20 protein-coding genes are annotated in these 22,118 nt (G+C 63.5%); 8 read left to right on the top strand and 12 right to left on the bottom strand.

From position 1 onward, the window contains the following. Window positions 1–121 precede the first annotated feature (121 nt). The 3 genes from ACWTU7_RS25675 to ACWTU7_RS25685 all read right to left on the bottom strand — a co-directional run bounded on the left by ACWTU7_RS25675 (window position 122) and on the right by ACWTU7_RS25685 (window position 1,937). Window positions 122–1,060 (bottom strand): LLM class flavin-dependent oxidoreductase, encoded by a 939-nt coding sequence (locus ACWTU7_RS25675; RefSeq protein WP_455840819.1) that lies wholly within the window; start codon window positions 1,058–1,060, stop codon window positions 122–124. 132 nt (window positions 1,061–1,192) lie between these two features. Beyond that, complete coding sequence (locus ACWTU7_RS25680) at window positions 1,193–1,348, bottom strand: hypothetical protein (RefSeq protein ID WP_455840820.1); 156 nt, start codon at window positions 1,346–1,348, stop codon at window positions 1,193–1,195. A 196-nt stretch (window positions 1,349–1,544) separates the two neighbouring features. After that, window positions 1,545–1,937 carry a hypothetical protein gene (locus ACWTU7_RS25685; protein WP_051695693.1) on the bottom strand — a complete coding sequence of 131 codons (393 nt, stop codon included), beginning with the start codon at window positions 1,935–1,937 and terminating at the stop codon, window positions 1,545–1,547. A 290-nt stretch (window positions 1,938–2,227) separates the two neighbouring features. Between ACWTU7_RS25685 and ACWTU7_RS25690 the strand changes: the two genes are divergently transcribed. Continuing rightward, a complete protein-coding gene (locus ACWTU7_RS25690) occupies window positions 2,228–4,354 on the top strand; it encodes a DUF294 nucleotidyltransferase-like domain-containing protein (RefSeq protein ID WP_455840821.1) in 2,127 nt (708 codons plus the stop codon). 66 nt (window positions 4,355–4,420) lie between these two features. Here the strand turns inward: ACWTU7_RS25690 and ACWTU7_RS25695 are convergent, their stop codons facing one another. Further along, window positions 4,421–5,053, bottom strand: coding sequence for a hypothetical protein (locus tag ACWTU7_RS25695; RefSeq protein WP_065010247.1), 633 nt, complete (start codon window positions 5,051–5,053; stop codon window positions 4,421–4,423). A 298-nt stretch (window positions 5,054–5,351) separates the two neighbouring features. On the opposite strand from ACWTU7_RS25695, the gene ACWTU7_RS25700 reads away from it, so the two are divergent. The 4 genes from ACWTU7_RS25700 to ACWTU7_RS25715 all read left to right on the top strand — a co-directional run bounded on the left by ACWTU7_RS25700 (window position 5,352) and on the right by ACWTU7_RS25715 (window position 8,229). Continuing rightward, the gene (locus ACWTU7_RS25700; RefSeq protein ID WP_065010248.1) at window positions 5,352–5,606 is read left to right on the top strand and encodes a DUF4212 domain-containing protein; all 255 of its coding nucleotides are present in this window, start codon (window positions 5,352–5,354) and stop codon (window positions 5,604–5,606) included. 15 nt (window positions 5,607–5,621) lie between these two features. Next, a complete protein-coding gene (locus ACWTU7_RS25705; protein WP_455840822.1) occupies window positions 5,622–7,487 on the top strand; it encodes a sodium:solute symporter family protein in 1,866 nt (621 codons plus the stop codon). A gap of 108 nt (window positions 7,488–7,595) precedes the next feature. Beyond that, window positions 7,596–7,904: a YggT family protein gene (locus ACWTU7_RS25710; protein ID WP_029349200.1), complete on the top strand. Its 309-nt coding sequence runs from the start codon at window positions 7,596–7,598 to the stop codon at window positions 7,902–7,904. A gap of 4 nt (window positions 7,905–7,908) precedes the next feature. Further along, window positions 7,909–8,229: a hypothetical protein gene (locus ACWTU7_RS25715; RefSeq protein ID WP_095520134.1), complete on the top strand. Its 321-nt coding sequence runs from the start codon at window positions 7,909–7,911 to the stop codon at window positions 8,227–8,229. Window positions 8,230–8,282: 53 nt separating this feature from the next. Here the strand turns inward: ACWTU7_RS25715 and ACWTU7_RS25720 are convergent, their stop codons facing one another. Next, window positions 8,283–9,260 carry an AraC family transcriptional regulator gene (locus tag ACWTU7_RS25720; RefSeq protein WP_455840823.1) on the bottom strand — a complete coding sequence of 326 codons (978 nt, stop codon included), beginning with the start codon at window positions 9,258–9,260 and terminating at the stop codon, window positions 8,283–8,285. A gap of 244 nt (window positions 9,261–9,504) precedes the next feature. On the opposite strand from ACWTU7_RS25720, the gene ACWTU7_RS25725 reads away from it, so the two are divergent. From ACWTU7_RS25725 to ACWTU7_RS25735, 3 genes are all read left to right on the top strand, one after another. Beyond that, complete coding sequence (locus ACWTU7_RS25725) at window positions 9,505–9,957, top strand: (2Fe-2S)-binding protein (RefSeq protein WP_455840824.1); 453 nt, start codon at window positions 9,505–9,507, stop codon at window positions 9,955–9,957. A 3-nt stretch (window positions 9,958–9,960) separates the two neighbouring features. Beyond that, a complete protein-coding gene (locus tag ACWTU7_RS25730) occupies window positions 9,961–12,180 on the top strand; it encodes a molybdopterin cofactor-binding domain-containing protein (RefSeq protein ID WP_455840825.1) in 2,220 nt (739 codons plus the stop codon). Window positions 12,181–12,321: 141 nt separating this feature from the next. Continuing rightward, complete coding sequence (locus ACWTU7_RS25735) at window positions 12,322–13,206, top strand: NmrA family NAD(P)-binding protein (RefSeq protein ID WP_455840826.1); 885 nt, start codon at window positions 12,322–12,324, stop codon at window positions 13,204–13,206. Between the two features lie 105 nt (window positions 13,207–13,311). On the opposite strand, the gene ACWTU7_RS25740 is transcribed toward ACWTU7_RS25735, so the two are convergent. The 7 genes from ACWTU7_RS25740 to ACWTU7_RS25770 form a co-directional block, all read right to left on the bottom strand. Then, window positions 13,312–14,256, bottom strand: a complete 945-nt coding sequence (locus ACWTU7_RS25740; protein WP_455840827.1) for an ABC transporter permease — start codon at window positions 14,254–14,256, stop codon at window positions 13,312–13,314. Further along, window positions 14,253–15,308: an ABC transporter permease gene (locus ACWTU7_RS25745; RefSeq protein WP_029349211.1), complete on the bottom strand. Its 1,056-nt coding sequence runs from the start codon at window positions 15,306–15,308 to the stop codon at window positions 14,253–14,255. Before ACWTU7_RS25745 ends, ACWTU7_RS25740 begins: the two co-directional genes overlap by 4 nt. Continuing rightward, entirely contained in the window at window positions 15,308–16,798 is a 1,491-nt protein-coding gene (locus ACWTU7_RS25750) for an ABC transporter ATP-binding protein (RefSeq protein WP_455840867.1), read from the bottom strand. Before ACWTU7_RS25750 ends, ACWTU7_RS25745 begins: the two co-directional genes overlap by 1 nt. Window positions 16,799–16,997: 199 nt before the next feature. Further along, on the bottom strand, window positions 16,998–18,029 hold the full coding sequence (locus tag ACWTU7_RS25755) for a BMP family protein (protein ID WP_127209731.1): 1,032 nt from the start codon (window positions 18,027–18,029) through the stop codon (window positions 16,998–17,000). 163 nt (window positions 18,030–18,192) lie between these two features. Next, complete coding sequence (gene pcaF, locus ACWTU7_RS25760) at window positions 18,193–19,398, bottom strand: 3-oxoadipyl-CoA thiolase (protein WP_455840828.1); 1,206 nt, start codon at window positions 19,396–19,398, stop codon at window positions 18,193–18,195. A gap of 49 nt (window positions 19,399–19,447) precedes the next feature. Beyond that, window positions 19,448–20,737, bottom strand: a complete 1,290-nt coding sequence (locus tag ACWTU7_RS25765) for an NAD(P)/FAD-dependent oxidoreductase (RefSeq protein WP_455840868.1) — start codon at window positions 20,735–20,737, stop codon at window positions 19,448–19,450. Next, window positions 20,737–22,089, bottom strand: coding sequence for a glutamine synthetase family protein (locus tag ACWTU7_RS25770; RefSeq protein WP_455840829.1), 1,353 nt, complete (start codon window positions 22,087–22,089; stop codon window positions 20,737–20,739). Before ACWTU7_RS25770 ends, ACWTU7_RS25765 begins: the two co-directional genes overlap by 1 nt. Between the last annotated feature and the right edge of the window lie 29 nt (window positions 22,090–22,118).

A 22,118-nucleotide genomic window follows, 5' to 3' on the forward strand; every position in this document is an offset into this window, starting at 1 on the left:
TGGCGGCCAGACAGCGGATAGCCCTGCCATTCGACGAACGGCGGCCGGCGCCCAGTGCGGCGCGAAAGCCAGGCTTCTGCCACCGCATCGAGGACTTTCGGCGTCAAGCCTTGCGGGCTCCTCACCCGGCACGTGCTTCTCTGATCGAGCGAGAGACAAACGCCTCGGGCTGCGGAGCCTCGCGGTGCGCCAGAGTGTTGCGCAGCAGCGCGATCATTTCGCGGCCAGCCATTGCGATCTCGCGCGGCCTGTCGACGCCGATGATCATGAATTCCTCGATTCCCAGGGCTGCATAAGGGAGCAGCGACAACGCGATCTGCGCCGGCGGCCCAGCAATTTCGACCGCCTTCTGGCAGGAGGCGTTGTCCTCCGAACGGATCCGGACGGGAAGCGCGAAACGCAGCTTGCCGGCCCGGCCGTGTTCGGCGGCGGCACTGCGCACCCGCTCCATCAGCTGGCGGATCTCGTTGAGCGAACCTGGCGCCAGTTCGAAGACATCGGCATGCCGCCCGGCCACCTTGAGGGCCGTTCCGGACTGGCCGCCCATGCGGATGGTCACGTCAGCGACAGTCGGCCCCTTGCGCGGCACATAGCCGCCCTTGACGCTGTAGAAGGCGCCTTCATGATCGAACGGCCTGTCGTTCGACCACAACCGCTTCAGCAGCACCAGATATTCGTCGATCCGCTGCCAGACGACCGTATGACCGACCGGACGTGTTTCGGCATCGTCATCGTTCAGCGGCTCGCTGAGCATCCTGAGCGACAACCGCGCGCCGCTTTTCGCGTCGAGCGCCGCCAGTTGCCGTGCCGCCACCGTCGGCTCGATCACACCGGCCCAATGCGTGAGAACGACCTCGAGTGAGGACGTGCGGTCCAACGCCCGGGCGGCAATATCCATATTGGTCAGCAGCCCGGCCGGATCGTCGACGACGATCTTCTGGAAACCGATGTTCTCGATCAGCGACAGCTTTGTCGCGGTTTCCGCGAAATCGTAGAAAAACGGCACGGTTGAATCGGCAGGGTGAGTTTTACCGGGAACATGCGTGAACTCGATCGGCATTGCCATCTCCTCCATCACGTTGAGATCAGGGCGCGCAAAAGCACACCGGCATTCGGTTCATTCAACTCCGATATTGCGAAACGGCAGATCGCTATCCCTGTAAGTCAGGACCCGATCACTCGGGGGCCATCATCAGGGAATAAGACCCAGAACGACTGCCCCGGTGAACACGAACGCAAGGGCAAAGACGAAATAGGCAAAGGCGCCCGCATAGGCCGGCCGCCACGTCTGCTCAGAACCGAGCCTTTGGCCTTTGCGGGCAATCCGGGCGTTCTGGAAATAGGACATATCGACCTCCGTCTGGGCGATCAATCTATAAAATCAGTAGACTTTGTCGAGTGCTATTTTCCAGCGATCCTTAGAATGTTCTTCTCAAACTGGATGGAAATTTGGTTTGTTTGCTGCTTAGAGCGGCACTTCCAAGCCCGATGGCAAAACGCCGGGCTCATGCAGGCGGAGGGGCGGGAATGGGGGGGCGGGCCGCCTATTTGGCGGGCGGCCTGTAAGCTTCCAGACCGAACAGCATCAGCACGAGCGACACCAGGAAGAACCCGACCGCCACCCCGAGCGCGATCCGGGCGTAGAGTCTATAAACGTCACTCATGATGGTGCCGAACACCCGTCGCGCCGGACCATCGGCTGGGCGCGATTTCTCATCAAGGTAGAGCCAGACTTCGGTGTGCTTGGGATCCTTGCTGGCTGCGGTCGTGGCTTTCCACATCAGGGCCAGAACCATCGTCAGCGTGAGGAACGCGCCGGAGCGGAATGCGGACACCGGGCTGAAGGAGAAGCCGACCATGACACAGCCGATGGCAAGCGATCCGAACATTACGGCGCGCCCGATACACCCCACAGCAACCCGCCTGATCTCATCCATCGGCGCCTCGGCAACAAACTCGCCGACAATGTGCGAGCGCCGCGACCGTATCAAATCACTTTAAGGCGAATGTGCCGCCTGGACGGGTGGTCCTCCGGGATTCAGTATGGACGTACCGGCGTGCAGCTCCAGGCCGACCGGGGCATCTTTGCGAACGCCACAGCATGAAATTCGGCCATCGACGCGGCCCGTTGGCGCGCTCTATGTTTGCAGGGCAAGCAGGATCGACCTTTCCGACATCGACAGGGCGCTGTCTCGGCAAGAAATCCGGCAGAGGAAGGCTATCGGCTATGCCGAAGGGGACGGAATTGAAGCCGGCGACCGGCGCGACACCGCTGATAGCAATTGCGGCTGCCGCCGTTGACACCGAAACAACCGGGCCCGACGCCACCAAGGCGCGCGTGGTCCAGATTGGCGCGATCGGCATCGCGCATGGCAAGGTCGTCCGGCAACCTCGGTTCGATCTCCTCATCGATCCTGGCGAAGCAATCCCGTCCGAGGCTTCGCTCGTCCACGGCATCACGGATGGCGATGTTGACGGCGCCGGGAGCTTCCCGGATGCATGGGCGCAATTCCAGGAGTTCGTCGGCGACCGCATCCTTGTCGGCCACTCGATCGGCTTCGACCTGGCGGTATTGGAGCGCGAATGCCGCCGCGCCGGTTTGCCCTGGAAAAAGCCTCGGGCGCTGTGCGTCCGGCTTCTTGCAACCATAGCAAATCCCAATCTGGCGGACCATTCGCTGGAGACGATCGCCGCCTGGCTTCGCCTGGAGATAGCTGGCCGCCATTCGGCTCTGGGCGATGCGATCGCGGCGGGAGACATCTTTGCCGGGTTGATACCGGAGTTGCGCAAGCGCAACATCCGAACACTCGGAGAGGCCGAAGTCGCCTGCCTTGCCCTTTCGGATGCTCTCGAAGCCGGCCATCGCGCCGGCTGGGCCGAGCCGGTGTCGCGACCCCAGGCTCCCGCGTTTCAGCCGGTTGATCCCTATGCCTATCGCCATCGCGTCGGCAGCCTCATGAGCAGCCCGCCAGTCGTGGTGAAATCGACCAAACCGACAAGGCAGGTCATCGACCTCATGGTCAAGCGCAAGATCAGCTCGGTCCTGGTGTCCGACCGAGGAACGCCGGATCGACCGATTGAGGAGTATGGCATCGTTACCGAGCGTGACCTGCTGCGCCGCATATCGTCCGACGCCGAGCGGGCTTTTGACATGCCGGTCGGAAGCATCGCAACGCGACCGCTGATAAGCATCCGCGCCGCCGCCTTCGCTTATCGGGCGATCGGCCGCATGGGTCGGCTGAAAGTCCGCCACCTCGCCGTCCACGACGGGGGCGTGTTGGTCGGCGTGCTTTCGGCGCGTGACCTGCTGAGGCTGCGCGCCGCCGCTGCCATCGATCTCGACGACACGATCGAACATGCCAAGGACGCCGCCGAACTGGCCGCCACCTGGTCGATGCTGCCGGGCGTGGTACGTTCGCTCATCGGCGAAGCGATCGACCCGCGCGCGGTGGCGGAAATCATCAGCGATGAACTTTGCTCGCTTACCCGCCGCGCCGCCGTGCTTGCCGAACAACAGATGCAGATCGAAGGTCACGGCCCGCCGCCCTGCGCCTACGCCGTGCTCGTGCTCGGCTCAGGCGGCCGTGGCGAAAGCCTGATAGCCCCCGACCAGGACAACGCAATCGTCTTCGCAGATGGCGAGCCGGGCGGGGCCGAAGACAGCTGGTTCAAAAAGCTCGGCACCAAGCTCGCCGACATGCTCGACATCTCAGGCGTGCCGTATTGCAAAGGCGGGGTAATGGCCGCGAACGCCGCATTCCGCGGAAGCCTCGACACCTGGAAGGGGCGCGTCGAAGATTGGGTTCGCCGCCTACGGCCGGAGGATCTGCTCAACGTCGATATCGTCTACGATCTGCGGCCGGTTCACGGTGACACGACGCTGGCCGCGCAGTTCATCGAATATGCGTATGACCGTGGCCACGCCGAGCCGGTATTCGCGAAGCTTCTCGGCGAGCAGATGACAACCGGCAATCCCTTCACTGTTTTTGGCGGCTTTCAGCTTGAAAATGGCCGGCTGGACATCAAGAAGTATGGCCTTTTTCCGATCGTCGCGACCGCACGCACGCTTGCAATTCGCCACGGCATCCGCGAGCGGAGCACGCGTGCCCGGCTCGAGAGGCTGATCGCGCAGGATATCGGCGGCGAGCGCGACATGAAGGCGATGCTGGCCGGCCATTCCATGCTGATCGGCTTGCTGCTCGCTCAGCAGACGCATGACATCTACGCTGGTATACCTGTATCCAACCGTATCGAGATCAATGCCCTGACGCGCGAGCAGCAGGCAGAGCTCAAGAGCCTCATCAAGCGCCTCCAGTCGGCACCCGACCTGGTGCGGGACCTGATGTTCGCATAGCCGGCGACGCTCGGACGGTGCGAGGCCGAACGGGGAGCCCTGGATATCGGCGCGCCGGAACAAAGCTCAGATGCGCGCGGCACCCAGCAACTCGTCGACGAGGGCGCTGCGGTCAGCCTGCGCAAGGAAATCCTCATGCGCGCGCAGCAGATTCATCCTCAGGAAGTTGAAGATATAGTCATAGTCGTTGGTCAGGAGATTGGGGTGGATCGGGACCATCTCGAAAACCGTTCGCGCCAGCGGCTCGGGGATCTCGCGCACCGGCCGCGGCGGACCGATCTGCGTGGCGGCGAGACGTTGACGTGTGAGCTCGGTGGCGTCCTCCCAGAAAGTCGGGGGCGAGCCGTCCGGAACGGCATATTTGGAGAAGCTTGCCAAGGCCACTTTTTCCAGCGCCGCTGGCAGGCCTCGCTGGCGCAAGCCGGCGGGTTCGCGCAGCGCACCCTCCACCATTTCCGCCACGATGGCATAGCAGGCAGGGTAGGCGCGCCAGCGTGAATGGTTGAGCGCCGCCTGGAACTCCTTCTCGCTGAACAGCTTCTGCCAGTAGACCCCTGCCCTGACGCGGCAGAACTCGACGATGCTTTTCTGCGCCAGGAAGGCGGCGCGCGAATCCATGAAGTCAGCCAGGTCGCTGACGCTGCCGATCGGGTGCGGCTTACGCAGGAACTCGGGCAACAGGTTGGTCAGCAGGCCCATGACGCTCTCCCTTCGGTTTTTCCAACCGATGTTGATCGTTTAGCCTCCGTGACGCCGCACCGCCAGCCCTCTTACCGATTCAAGTCCTCTCACCGGTTCTCCAGTCCTCTCACCGATTCTAAAGTCGTATGAACAGAAGCGGCAAGAAGTGTTACTCCTATAAAGTTACGGTCACTGATTCTATACCTGACCGCTACACATGCCGGAGGGCTTCCGCCTTAGCGGAAGAGGCAAGCTTTAAACGGCGCCTTGCGGTCGAGACGGTTCGCAAGCTGCCAACCAAGGGAGGTTCAACGCTATGGCGACACCAGACCGCGTAAGTTATTGGAACAAGACCAAGAGCCTCATGTTCGTCATGCTGGGCCTGTGGGTGTTCTTCGGTTACGTCATCCACATGTTCGTGGAGCAACTCAACACCATCGTTATTTTTGGTTTTCCGCTCGGCTTCTACATGGCCGCCCAGGGTTCGCTTATCGCCTTCGTCGTCATGCTGTTCTGGTTCGCACGGCGCCAGAACGCGATCGACGAAGAGCATCATGTCAATGAAGATTGATCGGGGGGAACGTCAATGGCTAACACGACATCTACCACCGCAAGCGGAGGCGACTTCACCTCCAATCTTGGCCGCATCTACGGCCTCTACACCGGCGGCTTCATAGCCTTCATCATCCTGATGGCCATCTTGAGCGCCATGGGTGTCGAGAACGTTGTAATCGGCTACCTGTTCATGGGCTTTACCATCGTCATCTACGCGGTGATCGGCATCCTGAGCCGCACCATGCATGTCGGCGAATATTACGTCGCCGGGCGTCGCGTACCGGCGCTCTACAACGGCATGGCGACCGGCGCCGACTGGATGTCGGCGGCTTCCTTCATCGGCATGGCCGGCTCGCTCTACCTGCTCGGCTATGACGGCCTCGGCTTCGTGCTCGGCTGGACTGGCGGCTACGTGCTCGTGGCCATCCTCGTTGCGCCCTATCTGCGCAAGTTCGGCGCCTACACGGTTCCCGACTTCCTGTCGGCGCGCTATGGCGGCAATCTCGCCCGCTTCATCGGCGTGATCGTTCTGTTCTCCTGCTCGTTTACCTATGTGGTCGCGCAGATTTTCGGCACCGGGCTGATCTCGGCTCGCTTCCTTGGCATCGACTTCAACGTCGCAGTCTATGTCGGCCTCGCCGGCATCCTGGTGTGCTCGATGCTCGGCGGCATGCGCGCCGTCACCTGGACGCAGGTCGCCCAGTACATCGTGCTGATCATCGCCTACCTGATCCCCGCCATCTGGATGTCCACGGTGAAGACGGGCATTCCTATCCCGCAATTGATGCAGGGCCAGGCGCTGGCGAACATCACCGCGCTTGAGACGGCGCAGGGCATCGCGGTGCATCACATCACGCCATTCGTGCATGGCGGCTATGATGCCAAGAACTACTTCCTGCTCATTCTCTGCCTGATGATCGGAACGGCGTCATTGCCGCACGTCCTGATGCGCTACTTCACCACCCCGTCGGTGCGGGAAGCGCGTGTCTCGGTCGCCTGGTCGCTGCTGTTCATCTTCATCCTGTACTTCACCGCGCCCGCCTATGCGGCATTCGCCAAGTGGACAATGCTCGACCTGGTGGCGTCGGGCCTGACGCCTGAAAACATCGCCGAGAAAGCCGGATGGATGATGCGCTGGGCCGCTGCCGACAATACGCTCGTGCAGATCTGCGGCAAGGCGGCGACAGACACCGCGGCGATCGTCGCGGCCTGCGCCGAAAAGGGCGTCACGGCCCTTTCGTTTGCCGACATCAACCTCAACGCCGACATGATCGTGCTGGCCACGCCGGAAATGGCCGGCATGCCTTACGTCATCTCGGGCCTCGTCGCCGCCGGCGGCCTTGCCGCCGCGCTGTCGACTGCGGACGGCCTGCTGCTGGCCATCGCCAACGCGCTCAGCCACGACATCTACTACAAGATGATCGACCAGAATGCGCCTACGTCGCGGCGTCTGATCGTGTCCCGCATCTTGCTGGTTATGGTCGCGGTGCTGGCCGCCTACGTCGCGTCAACCAAGCCGTCGGACATCCTGTCGATGGTGTCGTGGGCGTTCTCTCTGGCCGCCGGCGGGCTCTTCCCGGCGCTGGTGCTCGGCGTCTGGTGGAAGCGGGCCAATTCGACCGGCGCTGTCGCCGGCATGATCGCAGGCTTCGGCATCACCCTCTTCTATCTGGTGATGACCCAGTACGGCGCCGATTTCGACAAGGCGACGCCGAACATGGAATTGTGGTGGGGGGTGAAAAACATCTCGTCGGCGACTTTTGGACTGCCGGTGGGCTTCGCCGTGATGATCATTGTCAGCCTTCTCACCAGGGCGCCGTCACGGGATATGCAGGATTTCATCGAGGAAATCCGTGTCCCTCGCGGCAAGCAGATGATGGAAGAAAAGATTGCCTGATTGCGCATAGCGATCGGCGCAAGAGGCGGGGTCCGGTGACGGACCCCGCTTTCATTTCGGGGACGTCGCTGGCATAACGCGGCGCCGCCGCCGCTTGGAAAATCGCCCATGAACGATTTCTGGTCCTATTGGTATTTCCACATACCGAATTTCATCCTCGCCGCGGTGATGTACACGCTGATGGGGCGTCTCCTGCTCGGCCTCTTCGTGCCCGAAAGCTGGGACAACTACATCTGGCGCTTCTTCAAGTCCGTCACGGACCCGGTCCTGCGGATCGTGCGGACCATCACGCCGTCGATCCTGACCCAGCCGGTGGTGATCGTCTTCAGCGTGCTCTGGCTTATGGCCTTGCGCGTCGGCTATCTCGTTTTTCTGATCAATTTCGGCATTGCGCCGATGGCTTCACAAGGGGGTTGAGGCAATGGACAGAAACGCTCTTGTGCCGGTCATGGCGGTCGCCATCGTCAACGGTATCTTTTCGCCGTGGGTGCTGTTGGTGTTCCTGTTCTATCCGGTCTGGTATCCGGGCTGGGCGCCTCCCTTAAGCCAGATCGTTTACATGGCAAGTGCGCTGATCCTGTCGACGATGACCATCATGCTCGCCGGCGTCCCGGCCGCGCTCTATGAGCGCTGGTCGGCGTACCCCAGGAGCATCGTCGTCTCGTCCATCTGGCTTGCCGGCACGGTTTTGTTGACGCTGCCGGCGCTGCCGAATGTGATGCGGGCGCTAAGCGGCGGCTGAGAATCCCTTTCGGCTCGGGCTGGATCGACTTGCAGCGCCCCCACTCGCGCATATCAGCCTGCGATGGATTCGAACCGACTGGCGCGGAGCGCTTCCCCCTGGCTATTTGAAGGGAAAGCGGGATTCCGGCCACGGCCATGTTGCCGTGGTGTACAGCCCATGACCCTCTTGAAGGCCGTGCTGAAGGCGCTTTCGGATTCGTAGCCGAGCGACAGGGCGATGATGGAAATTGGATCGCTGGAATTCGCCAGCCTGTCCCCCGCCAGCAGCATTCGCCAGTTCGTCAGGTACTCCATTGGTGACGTCCCAACCATCTCTTTGAATTTCAGGGCAAAGGTCGATCGTGACATGCCGGCACGCTGCGCCAGCTCCTGCAATGTCCAGCGATGCGCCGGATCGTCGTGCATGGAGTTGATCGCAGCAGCCATCTGTCTGTCTGCCAGGGCGAAGAACCATCCAACGCCACCTCCCAGCCCTTCCGCCAGATGCAGGCGCAGGGCCTGAACCAACATCATGTGGGCGAGGTGTTGCGCGACCAGAAAACCGCCAGGCTGCGGCTCGTGCAGCTCCTGCATCATCCGCTCCACCGACCAGCGCAGCGCCGCCTGATCCGTTTCTTTCCGAATATGGACGATGGGCGGCAGCATCCCCAACAGCATGCCGGCATGACTGCCACTGACGGCGAAGCGGCTGCCGACAAGAAAGAAATCACCGCCGCCATTATAGGTCACGACGCCGCCAGCGCGCGCCGGGGGAAAAATCGTGCCAGCTTCGACCGGCATCAAAGTCATGTCGCTTGCGAGGCGGAAAGGCCGCCCACTCGGCAGCACGAAGCAGTCTCCCTTCTCCAGGCGCACCGCGTCAGCAACGCCTTCCACGGAGAGCCAGCACCCTCCGGAAACCACAGCGTAGCATTTGATGCGTTCGTGCTGGTCGGAGAACTGGATCGACCAGTTCCCACCTGCGTCGAAGCCAGCGGACACGTGACTGCGTGGCTTCAGCAGCGACAGCACATCTGAGAGCGGATCCATGGGCGTTCCGGACGATTGCGAAGATAATACGGACTTTACAGCATAGACCGCATTTCCTCAACTGGGTATTTAATAACAACGCCTCCGATAATGCGGCCATCGGTGAAGTAATAATCAGAACTCTTGAAATGTTTAGATGTTACCGCCGCGGGTAACGGAGGACATTCTATGGGTAACGCGGAATAAACTCGCCATCATCACTGAATGACACCGGATGATTGCGCCAGATAAAGGAACAAGAGTCATGACAGCGTTCACGATCAATGGACGGGCGGTGGACCTTGCTGCCGAGCCAGATACGCCGCTTTTGTGGGTGATACGGGAGCATCTGAAACTCACGGGCACCAAATTCGGCTGCGGCATCGCGCAATGTGGCGCCTGCACCGTTCACGTCGACGGCGAGCCGACGCGCTCCTGCGTGACCATGCTTCAGGACGTGGCCGGAATGGAAGTGACAACGATCGAAGGCCTGTCGCCGGATGCCAGCCATCCGCTGCAGCAAGCCTGGATCGCCGAGCAGGTGCCGCAATGCGGCTATTGCCAGTCCGGGCAGATCATGCAGGCGGCGGCGCTCCTCAAGAGCAACCCCAACCCCACCCGCGACCAGATCGTCGAACACATGGACGGCAACATCTGCCGCTGCGGGATCTATGTGCGAATCATCAGCGCCATTCAGCGCGCCGCACGGGAGGCCTGAGCCATGACCAAGAGATTGCAGCTGCACACCAGAGCGCTCTCGCGGCGCAGCTTCCTCATCACCGTCGGCGCCACCGGCATGGCGGTTGCGTTCGGAGGCCTGCTCCAGGATGCCTCGGGCGACAGCGTTGCGCCGACGGTCGAGGGCAGTTATCGGCCGAACGCCTGGCTGACCATCGCGGCCGACGGCACCGTGACCATCATGTCACCCGCATCCGAGATGGGGCAAGGCATCATGACGACGCTGCCGCTGCTAATCGCCGAGGACATGGACGCCGATTGGCACAAGGTTCGCGTCGTCCAAGCTCCGTCCGACGCAGAGAAGTACGGCAACCCTGGCCTTTACGGCGTGCAGCTCACCGGTGGGAGTGAATCCACGCGGGGCTACTACAATATGCTGCGCCTGGTCGGCGCCCAGACCCGCAAGATCATCCTGGCGAGTGCTGCCGACATGCTCAACGTCCCGGTGAGCGAACTCACCACGGATCCCAACCGGGTCGTCCACGCGCGATCGGGCCGCTCGCTCGACTACGGCGAGGTCGCCGCGGCCGGCGCGCTTCCGGACCCGCTGCCGCAGGCGACCGAAGCCGATCTGAAGCCGAGCGATCAGTGGCGCTATATCGGAAATCTGACTGTACCGCGTGTCGACGTGCCCTCGAAGGTCGACGGCACCGCGATCTTCGGCATCGACGTGCAGCTTCCGGACATGCTCTACGGAGCGGTGCTGCGGGCACCGGTACAGGGCGAGCAGCCGGAAACCATCGACGATGTCGAAGCCAGGGCCGTGCCGGGCATCATCCATATCGTGCCGCTGCCCTACGGCGTCGGCATCATCGGCGAGACGGTCGAGGCGACGAGGCGGGCCAAGGATCTGCTCAAAATTGTGTGGACCACGTCGTCGCGGATTCGCAGTTACACCAGCGATCGACTGTTGGAAGAGTATCGCAACATTGGCCGCGACCTCGCCCAAACCGGCGTCAGCGCGGGCACGGAAGGTGACGCACAGACAGCGATCTCGAAGGCCGCAACTCTCATCGAGGTCGATTACATGAGCGACCATGTTCACCACGCGACTATGGAGCCGATGAACGCCACGGCGCTGGTGACGGGCGATACGGTTGAAGTCTGGGCGCCGACGCAAGGGCCAACGGGCACGCAGGGCTTTGCTGCGGAGGTGGCCGGCACCACCCCTGACAAGGTCAAGGTGAATACCACCTTGCTCGGCGGCGGCTTTGGTCGCAAGGCCGAGGCCGACTTCATCATCGATGCAGTGTCGCTCGCCAAGACGGTGCAAGGCCGCCCGGTCAAGGTCATCTGGAGCCGCGAAGACGACGTCCAGCATGGCAAGTACCGGCCGCTCGAGGCACAACATGTGCAGATTGGGCTCGACGCCGACGGCAACATCGTCGGATGGCGGCACCGCATCGTGGCGGATTCCATTTTTGCCCGCACGATGCCTCAACTGTTCGAGAGCGAAGGCGGCCACGACAGTGTGGTGACCGAAGGCGCGCATTTCAACTATGCCGTCCCTGCGCATCAGATCGAATATATCCGTAGGGATAACGGCCTGGACATAGGCTTCTGGTTCGGGGTCGGGGTTGGCTACACCAGGTTCGGCATCGAATGTGTCATCGACGAAATCGCGACCGCCAAGGGGGTCGATCCTGTGGCGCTTCGGCTGGAGCTCCTGAAGGACCAGCCGCGAGCGCGCAAGGTCATCGAAACCGTCGCCGAAATGGCGGAATGGGGCCGCCAACGCGACGGGCGGGCGCTGGGTGTCGCCTATTCCGATGCCTTTGGCTCCCACTGCGCTGAGATCGCCGAGGTCTCGCTTGACCGGGAGACCGGCGAGATCCGCGTTCACACCGTTTGGTGCGCTGTCGATCCGGGGATAGCGGTACAGCCGCGCAACATCGAAGCGCTGATGATTACCGGGATCACAGGCGGTGCCAGCCATGCGTTGTTCGAGCAGATCAACATCGTTGATGGCGAGGTGCAGGAATCGAACTTCGACACCTATCGGGTGATACGCATGTCCGAGGCACCAGACATCCAGGTCACCGTGATTCCAACGCCCGAGAATCCGATCGGCGGCGTCGGCCAGGTCGGTCTGCCGCCGATCGGTCCGGCGATCGCCAACGCGGTGGCGCGGCTCACCGGCGGCGTGCGGCTCCGGCACTATCCATTCCTGCCGGAGCGGGTGCTGGCGGCGCTCAACGCCTGAATTGGAGGTGCTCACCCTCGCACCGTTGCGCTCATCACGGTCGTCTGAGTGACTCAGGCGACCGCGATCGGCGGGGGACGCGAGAGCTACCTATCCCCGTCGATCGCGAAAAGCGGTCACGACCCGAAGTCAGAGATTCATATGATCGTCATCACCACACCCACAGGCAGCATCGGCGACCAAGTTCTCGAGAATCTCCTCGACAGCGGCCGACCGATCCGCGTGATCGTGCGCGATCCTTCCCGTCTCTCCTCGCACACACGTGAGCGCGTCGAGGTCGTGCAGGGGTCGCACGGCGACATCGAAGTCGTCAACCAGGCGTTCGCTGGCGCCGACGCCGTGTTCTGGCTGGCGCCCCCGAACGTCCACGCCGAGAGTGTCGAGGCTGCCTATGTGGACTTCAGCCGGCCGGCCTGCGACGCGATCAAGAGCCTGGGAGTCAAACGTGTGGTCGCAGTGTCGGCCCTTGGCCGCGGAACGGCGGTTGCCGCGAGGGCCGGGCATGTGTCGGCGTCGCTGGCAATGGACGATCTGATCGCGAGTACTGGCGTGAGCTACCGGGCGCTGACGATGCCTTCGTTCATGGACAACATCCTGCGCCAGGTGGGGTCGATCAGGGACCAAGGCATGTTCTTCTGGCCAATCTCCGGGGATCGCAAGCTCCCGACCTGCGCCACCCTTGACATCGCTGCTGCCGCCGCCAAGCTGCTGCTCGACCCCACCTGGAGCGGAGAGGGTCATATCGCGGTCCTTGGCCCCGAGGACCTGTCCTTCAACGATATGGCGCAGATCATGTCGGAGGTGCTGGGAAAACCGGTGCTCTTTGAGCAGATCTCCTTCGAGGCGTTCAAAGCGGGTTTCATCGAACGCGGTGCCTCCAAGGCTTTCGCGCAGGGTATGCTCGACATGGTCCGGGCCAAGAACGAGGGCCTCGACAATGCCGAGCCGCGCACACCACAATCCACCACCCCCACCAGCTTCCGCCAATGGTGCGAGGACATATTGAAGCCGGCGGTCCTCGGCTAATGCATGTCGCGCAAAAGTGTGCAGCGGTTTTGCGATAACGACATGCGTAGAACACAACAATCTAAAGCGCGCCGCAGGAGGCCGGTCGAATGCGACGCGCTTTAGTCAGCGTTCTTCCCGGCGGAACGGCTTGAGCAGCGCCGAAGGCGCGACGGCATTGCGCGACATCACCGCCATGGCGACGATGGTGAAGATGAAGGGCAGCATCAGGAACGCCTCATAGGGGATGTGGCCGAGCCCGCTCGCCTGCATGCGCAGTTGCAAGGCATCGACGAAGGCGAATAGCAGGGCGGCCCCTGCCGAACGCCAGGGGTCCCAGCGACCGAAGACGACGAGCGCGATCGCCACCCAGCCACGTCCGGAGACAAGGCCGAAGGTGAAAGCGTTGAACTGCACCATCGACAGGAAAGCCCCGCCCAGCCCCATCAGGGCGCCGCCGAGGATCACCGCCTGGAAGCGCGTGGCGATAACGCCGACGCCGGCCGAATCGGCGGCGCGCGGATTTTCGCCGACCATGCGCACGGACAGGCCCCACGGCGTCCGGTAGAGCACGAAGGCGGCCAGGGGAACGGCTGCCATCGCCATGTAGACCAGCGAAAACTGGTTGAACACCGCCGGTCCGAGCACCGGGATGTCGGAGAGAACAGGGATCGGCAGCGTCTCGAAACTCTTGATGCTGGGCGGCACCGATTGCTGGCCGAAGATCAGCCGGTAAAGGAAATAGGCGAGGCCCGACGAGAACAGCGTCACGCCGATGCCGCAGACATGCTGGCTAAGGCCGAGCGCCACCGTGAACAGCGCATGCACGGCACCCATCAGCGCACCGGTGACAACTGCCGCAAGCACGCCGAGCCACAGGCTGCCGCTGAGGCTGGTCGCGGTGAAGCCGGTCATCGCCGACAACAGCATGATGCCTTCGATGCCGAGATTGAGCACGCCGGCGCGCTCGGAGAACATCTCGCCCAATGTTGCGAAAGCCAGCGGCGTGGCAATCCGGATGATGGCGGCCAGGAAGCCGACCTGAAAAATCTGTTCGAGCACGACGCTCATTTTGCTGTCCCCACGCGGCGGATGCGGTAGGCGGTGAACAGCAGCGCCACCAACATGGCGAGCAGCGCGGTTCCCTGGATGACATCGCTGAGAAAGGCCGGAACGCCGGTGGCTCGCGACATCGCCTCAGCGCCGGTCATGACGGCGGCGAGGAAGAGCGCCGCCGGCACCACGCCGAGCGGGTTGAGCCTCGCCAGCATGGCGACGACGATGCCGGAATAGCCATAGCCCGGCGAGATGTCGCTCATCACCTGGAAATGCACGCCGCCGACCTCGCCGACGCCGGCAAGCCCGGCCAGCGCGCCGGACAGCAGCGCCGTCGAGATCAGCACGCGCTCGACATGGATGCCGCCATAGCGCGCAGCTTCTGGATTTTCGCCGATGACCCTGATCCTGAAGCCGAGCGTCGTGCGCGCGATCAGGAACCAGATGACCGGCGCAGCAAGGAACGCTGCCACAACGCCGAGATGCAGCCGCGTCCCTTCGAGCAGCACCGGGAAATTCGCGGAATCCTCGATCGGCGGCGAGATCGGGTAGCCGCTGAACGTATCTTTCCACGGGCCCTCGATCAGCGCCATCAGGGCGTAGAAGATGACCGAGTTGAGCAGCAGCGAGCTGACCACGTCATCAACACTAAATTTGACGCGCAGCGTCGCCGGCACCAAGGCGACTGCGGCACCGGCGGCAGCGCCTGCCGCCGCCATGAGAAGCATGGCGAGCGGCCCCGGCATCGGGATGGCGCCGACCGCGCAGCTCGCCACCGCACCGGCCAGCAACTGCCCCTCGGCGCCGATGTTCCAGAATTTGGCACGGAAGGCGACGGCGACGGCCAGCCCGGTAAAGATCATCGGGGTCGCGCGCACCAGCGTTTCGGTGATGGCGTAGCTGTCGCCCAGCGACGCCGAGAACATCACACCATAGGCTTCGATGACGCCGGCACCGGCCAGCGCGATGAGGCCGCTGCACAGCACCAGCGTTGCTCCGATCGCCAGCAGTGGCAGAGCGAGATTGAACCAGCCGGGCGTGCTGGTGCGGGCTTCGAGGCGAAACATCAGGCTGTCCCCTCCGCCCCGGTCATCATCAGGCCGAGCCGCGCAATGGTGGCGTCGGCGCTGTCGAGCGTGCCGACGATCCGTCCCTCATACATCACCGCGATGCGGTCGCAGAGCATGAGCAGCTCTTCGAGATCCTCGCCGAGGACGATGATGCCGCAGCCCCTGCCACGCATGTCGAGGAACTTTTCGTGGATGAAGCGCGCCGCACCGATGTCGAGACCGCGCGTCGGCTGCGACACGATCAGCACCTTGGGGTCGAAGGCGAGCTCGCGCGCCAGCAGCGCCTTTTGCAGATTGCCACCGGACAGCGCTCCGGCCCGCGTCATCGGTCCGGGGCAGCGTATGTCATAGGCCTTGATCTGCGCTTCGGCGAAGGCGCGGATCGCATCCGGCCTGAGCAGGCCGTTGCGGCTGAACGCCCCCGTGCCGATGCGCGGCAGCACCATCGAATCCGCCAGCGGCAAATTGGTGACCAGACCGGTCGTCATCCGGTCTTCCGGGATGCGCCCGAGACCGAGCGCCTGCACCTCGCGCGGCGAGAACCGCGAGACCATTTTGCCGGCTATCGTCATCCGGCCGGCATCGGGCGCGCGAACGCCGGAGATCACCTCGGCAAGCGCCCGCTGGCCATTGCCCGCGACACCGGCAATGCCGAGGATCTCGCCGGCACGCACGAAGAGCGACACGTCGCGCAGCGCCATGCCGGAATGCCGCGACGTCGAGATGCCGTCGAGGGTCAGCACCGGGGCACCTGTCGTCGATGGTCCCCTGGCCGGCGGAACGATTTCGTGGCCGCACATCAGCCGCGCCATCTCCGAGGATGTCGTGCTTGCGGGGGTATCGACGCGCCCGGCCACGCGGCCATGCCGCAGCACCACGCAGCGATGGGTGAGCGCCCTAACCTCGTTGAGCTTATGCGAGATGAAGATGATGCCGAGGCCCTGGGCCGCCATCGAGCGCAGCGCCGAAAACAGCCCGTCGACCTCTGTCGGCGCCAGCACCGCCGTCGGCTCGTCTAGAATCAGCAGCCTTGCACCGCGAAACAACGCCTTGACGATTTCGAGCCGCTGCTGCTCGCCGATCGACAGCACCGAGACGGGAAGGTCCGGATCGAGCGTGAGTCCATGCTGCCGGCCGATCTCGTTGAGCCGCGCCAGCCCGCCGGCGCGGTCGATCCGGCCCGACTTTCCGGGGATGCCGATCAGCAGGTTTTCCAGCACCGAAAGCCGCGGTGCGAGATGAAAGTGCTGGTGCACCATGCCGATGCCGGCGGCAAGCGCGTCGGCCGAGCTGTTGATCGTCACCGGCCGGCCCTGAACCAGGATCTCGCCAGCGTCGGGCGCATAGGCGCCGAACAGCACGTTCATCAGCGTCGTCTTGCCGGCGCCGTTTTCACCCAGCAGCCCGAGAATCTCACCCGGCGCGACGCTGAGATCGACGGCTTCGTTTGCCTTGACGGCGCCGAAGCTCTTGGAGATGCCGCGCATTTCGATGAGTGGGGCAGATGTTGACAAGGGTGCTCCTGGTGGGAGATGGCGCGACTCTTCACCCTCCCCCTTGTGGGGAGGGTCGGCTTACGATCGTAGCGAAGCGAAGATCGAGAGACGGGGTGGGGGGGTACGGCGCCGACCCCCACCCCGCTCCGCTTCGCGGATCGACCCTCCCACAAGGGGGAGGGTAAAAAACTCAATCCGAAACCGGCGTGTTCTCGTCGACATCGACGCGGAAATTGCCGTCGAGGATTTCGGCCTTTTTCTTCTCGACCAGCTCCTTGACGTCGGCGGGCAACGTCTTGTCGAATTTGTGGTACGGCGCCAGAAAGGAGCCGCCCTTAGCCATGCGCGAGAAATCACCGTAATCTTGGGCGGTGAAGACGCCGGCCTTGACCAGTTTGATCGCGTGCTCGACCGTCGGATACATGTCCCACACCGGGCCGGTTATCACGGTGTCCGGGCCGAGGTTGGACTGGTCGGACATGTTGGAGATGGCGAGGATCTTCCTCTCGACCGCCGCTTCGATGACGCCGAAACGTTCGGCATAGATCACGTCGACACCGGCGTCGATCTGGGCGATAGCCGCTTCCTTGGCCTTTGGCGGGTCGAAGAAAGAGCCGATGAAAGCGACCTTCCGCTTGATGTTAGGATTGACCTCCCGGGCGCCGGCAAAGAAGGCATTGACGAGCCGGTTCACTTCCGGAATGCCCATCGCCGCAACGGCGCCGATCGTGCCTGATTTCGACATCTTTCCGGCGATCAGGCCGGAGAGATAAGCCGGCTCGTGGATCCAATTGTCGAAGACTGCGAAATTCGGCTCGGCCGGCCCGGCGCCGGAGCCGAACAGGAAGGCAACCTTCGGGAACTGCTTGGCGGTCCGGCGGGATTCCCGTTCGGCGGCGAAGGCGTCGCCCATTACCAGCTCATAGCCGCCTTGCGCATATTCGCGCATGACACGGCTGAAATCCGCCGTCTGAACCTTCTCCGACCATTTGTACTCGATGCCGAGTTCCTTCTCGGCCCTCTGCAGGGCGACATGAATCTGGTGGACCCATGGCTCCTCGGTCGGCGTGGCGAAGATCGCCGCCACCTTCAGCTTCTTGTCCTGAGCTAAGGCCAGACCCGGCAGCATGGTTGCTGCCAGGCCGAGCGCGCCCAGTTCCAGAACGCTGCGTCGCGAAAGCCCTTTGCATTTCGACTGGACTTTGCTCTTCCCGTTTTCCATCGCATGCCCTCTGATTGGCGCCGTGGCGAGCCGGCTGTTTCTTTGAAGTGTCAGCTGGGGAACTATGGAACGGAGCCTCACCTTTGTCCACATGGTCAAATTTTTCGGGGGAGCAGCAGCTGCCGCCCGCCGTGGCAGACCGCGGCCGGCGCTCGATCTTGTTTTACTGCCGTTCCAGCGCCACGGCGATGCCTTGGCCAACGCCGATGCACATGGTGGCGAGCGCATAGCGGCCGCCGCGCTCCCTGAGCTCCAGCGCCGCAGTGCCTGATATGCGCGCACCCGACATGCCGAGAGGATGGCCGAGTGCGATGGCGCCGCCATTCGGGTTGACGTGCTCCGCGTCCTCGGCAATGCCGAGCTGGCGGAGCACGGCGATGGCTTGGGAGGCAAAGGCTTCGTTGAGCTCGATGACGTCGAAATCTGCCGGCTTCAGCCCGATCCGGGCACACAGCTTCTGTGTCACCGGCACGGGGCCGATGCCCATGAGGCGCGGCACCACGCCGGCGACCGCACCGCCGAGGATGCGGGCGATCGGCGTCAGCCCATATTTCTTCACGGCAGCTTCCGAGGCGACGATCAGCGCCGCGGCACCATCGCTGACACCCGACGCATTGCCGGCCGTGACCGCGCCGCCTTGCCGGAACGGCGTCGGCAATTTCGCCAGCGCCTCGATCGTCGTACCCGCGCGTGGATGCTCGTCCTTCGAGACGACGACCGCGTCGCCCTTGCGCTGCGGGATCGTTACGGGAATGATCTCCTTCGCCAGCCGGCCATTGGCCTGCGCGGCCACCGCCTTGTCCTGGCTGCGTACGGCAAACGCATCCTGGTCCGCGCGGGAGACGGCGAACTCTTCCGCGACATTCTCGCCGGTCTCCGGCATCGAATCGCTGCCGTACTGCTCCTGCATCAGCGGGTTGACGAATCGCCAACCGATGGTGGTGTCGTGAATCTCGGCATTGCGGGAGAAGGCCGTCTCCGCCTTGGGCATGACGAAAGGGGCACGGCTCATCGATTCGACGCCGCCTGATATCATCAGCTCCGCCTCGCCCGCCTTGATAGCGCGTGCGGCGATGATGATGGCATCCATGCCCGAGCCGCAGAGGCGATTGACGGTCGAGCCGGAAACCTCCTTGGGCAGCCCGGCCAGCAGCAGTGCCATGCGCGCGACATTGCGATTATCCTCGCCGGCCTGGTTGGCGCAGCCATAGACGACGTCATCGATCGCGGCCCAATCGATGCCGGGGTTGCGCTCGACCAATGCTCTCAGGGGGATCGCGCCAAGGTCGTCGGTGCGGATCGAAGACAATGACCCACCAAAGCGTCCGATCGGCGTGCGAATGTAGTCGCAGATATAGGCCTCGGCCATCTAACAGCTCTCTTTTGCGTTTCCCTGCTACGGCCCCGCTCGCTTGCGCTCAATGCTTGATGCGGTCGCGCATGGCGTACCAGAGCATGCCGAGCACATAAAGCGGACCGCGCAGCGCCGTGCCGCCGGGAAACGGCAGTGGCCTCAGCGTCGAAAACAGATCCAACCGCGAAGCATCGCCGGTGATCGCCTCAGCGAGCAGCTTTCCCGATAGGGTCGACAGGATCACGCCCTTGCCGGAATAGCCATGCGCAAAATAGACCTCGCCATAGTGGCCGACATCCGGCAGGCGCGATGTCGTCACCGAGACGAGGCCGCCCCAGGCATGGTCGATGCGGCGGCCGCGCAATTGCGGAAAGGTCTTTTCCATATGCGGCCGCACGAAGCCGGCAATGTCGGCGGGCGGCGACGGCGTGTAGCGCTCGCCGCCGCCGAACAACAGGCGTCCGTCCGCCGACAGCCGGTAGTAGTTGACCACGAAGCGGGTGTCGGAAACGGCGACATTGCTTGGGATGACGTCGCTCGGGTCGTCCAGCGGCTCGGTGGCGACGATGTAGTTGCCGACCGGCATGATGCGGCTGTTGACGCGCGGCTCGAGCCCTTGGAGCAGGGCGTCGCCGGCCAGCACGACATGCCTGGCCCGGACCGAGCCCTTGGCCGTCGCAACCCTGATGGCAGGTTCCCGCTCCAGCCGCAGCGCCACCGATTTCTCATGGATGCTGACGCCCGCCGCTGCCGCGGCGCGGGCAAGACCCAGCGTGTAGTTCAGCGGATGCATATGGCCGCCGAGCTTCTCGTACATCGCGCCGTGATAGGGCGTGTTCACCATTCCACGCGCCTGCGCCGCCGACAGCATCTCGACGTCATGAAAATTCATCACGCTGGCAAGGCAATCGGCCTCTTCTTCGAGGTCGCGCAGGTCGGAGCTGTTGACCGCACCGGCGAGGTGGCCGGTCAGCCGGAGGTCGCAATCGATGGCGTGGCGCTCGATCAGGTCGAGCACCAGTCCGCGCGCCTCGAAGGCGAGATCGAAAAGCGCCCGCGCCCGTTCGGGCCCATAAAGCTTGACCAGACCCTTGGCGCCCTTGCGCAGCCCGGGGATTATCTGGCCGCCATTGCGCCCGGACGCCCCCCAGCCGATCTTGCCGCCTTCGAGGAGCACCACCTTCAGCCCGCGCTCGGCCGCATGAAGGGCTGCGGACAGGCCGGTGCAGCCGCCGCCGACAACCACCAGATCGGCGTCGATGTCGCCCTGCAGCGCCGAATGCTCCGGAGCCGGATTGGCCGTCGCGACATAGTAGGATTTGCCGATATCCAGGCCCGAGTTGAAGCTCATCATCATACCTTGAGCAGCAGGTGGTCGCGTTCCCAGCTGGTGACGACGCTCTGGAACAGGTCAAGCTCGACGCTCTTGACGCGCAGATAGGTCTGGAAGAAATCCTCGCCGAGCAACTCCCGAACCGGACTGCACGCAGCGAAACGGTCGAGCGCCTCCTCCATGGTTTTCGGCAACGTGCTCTTGCTGCGATAGGCATTGCCCGATGCCTCTGGCGAGCGCGAGAGCTTTTCTTCGACGCCGAGATAGCCGCAGAGCAGCGAGCCGGCCATCGCCAGATAGGGATTGGAATCGGCGCCGGGCAGCCGGTTTTCCACCCGCCGCGCGGCGCGCCCGCCGGCCGGCACGCGCAGGCCGCAGGAGCGGTTGTCGTGCGACCACTCGATGTTGGCCGGGGCGCTGTGGTTCGGCCGGATGCGGCGGAACGAATTCACGTTCGGCGCAAACAGCGGCATCACCTCGGGAATGTATTTCTGCAGGCCGCCGACGAAATGCCCGAACATTTCGGTGTCGGCATCGTCGCGCCCGGCAAACAACGTATTCCCGGCCTCGTCGACGACCGACATATGGAGATGCATGGAGCTGCCGGCCTGTGCGGCGATCGGCTTGGCCATGAAGGTCGCGTGCATGCCGAATTCCTGTGCGGCCTGGCGCGTCATCCTCTTGAACAGCAGCACCTTGTCGGCCAGCGGCAGCGCGTCGCCATGCAGGAAATTGATCTCGAGCTGCGCCGTGCCCGATTCATGGATCAGCGTGTCGAGCGGCAGCCCGGCCGCCGCGGCATAATCGTAGAGGCGCCGGATCACCGGCTCGAATTCCTCCAACGCCGCCATGTCATATGGATGCTGCACTGTTTCGGAACGGCCATTGCGCCCGACCGGTGCGCTCAACGGCCGATCAGGATCGGGATTAGGCGCGGTCAGGTAGAATTCGAGTTCCGGCGCCACCACCGCCCGCCATCCCCGCTGGCGGTAGAGATCGAGCACGGCCCTCAAGACGTGGCGCGGCGAGGCCATCCACGGCCGGTCGTCCATGTGAAACGCATCGGCAAAGACATAGGCTTTCCCTGCTCCGGCACCGGGTGCCAGGCAGAGCGTCGCAACGTCCGGCACCATCCGCATGTCGGGGTCCTGATAGGCGAAGCCCTCGTCGTTGGAACCGGAATAGCGGCCGTCGATGCAGACCAGGAAGGCGCTGCTCGGCAGGTAGAGCGCGCGATCTTCGAGCGACTTCAGGAACTTGGCCGTCGGCAAGGTCTTGCCGCGCAGCACGCCGTTCACATCCGGCACCAGGCACTCGACTTCCCTGATCCCCTGCTGCTCCAGCCATCCCTTCGGATCGTCCGTCGGGGTCATTTGCGGTGCATCCGTTGTCGTGGTGTTGA

The organism is Mesorhizobium sp. BHscii (assembly GCF_053848065.1).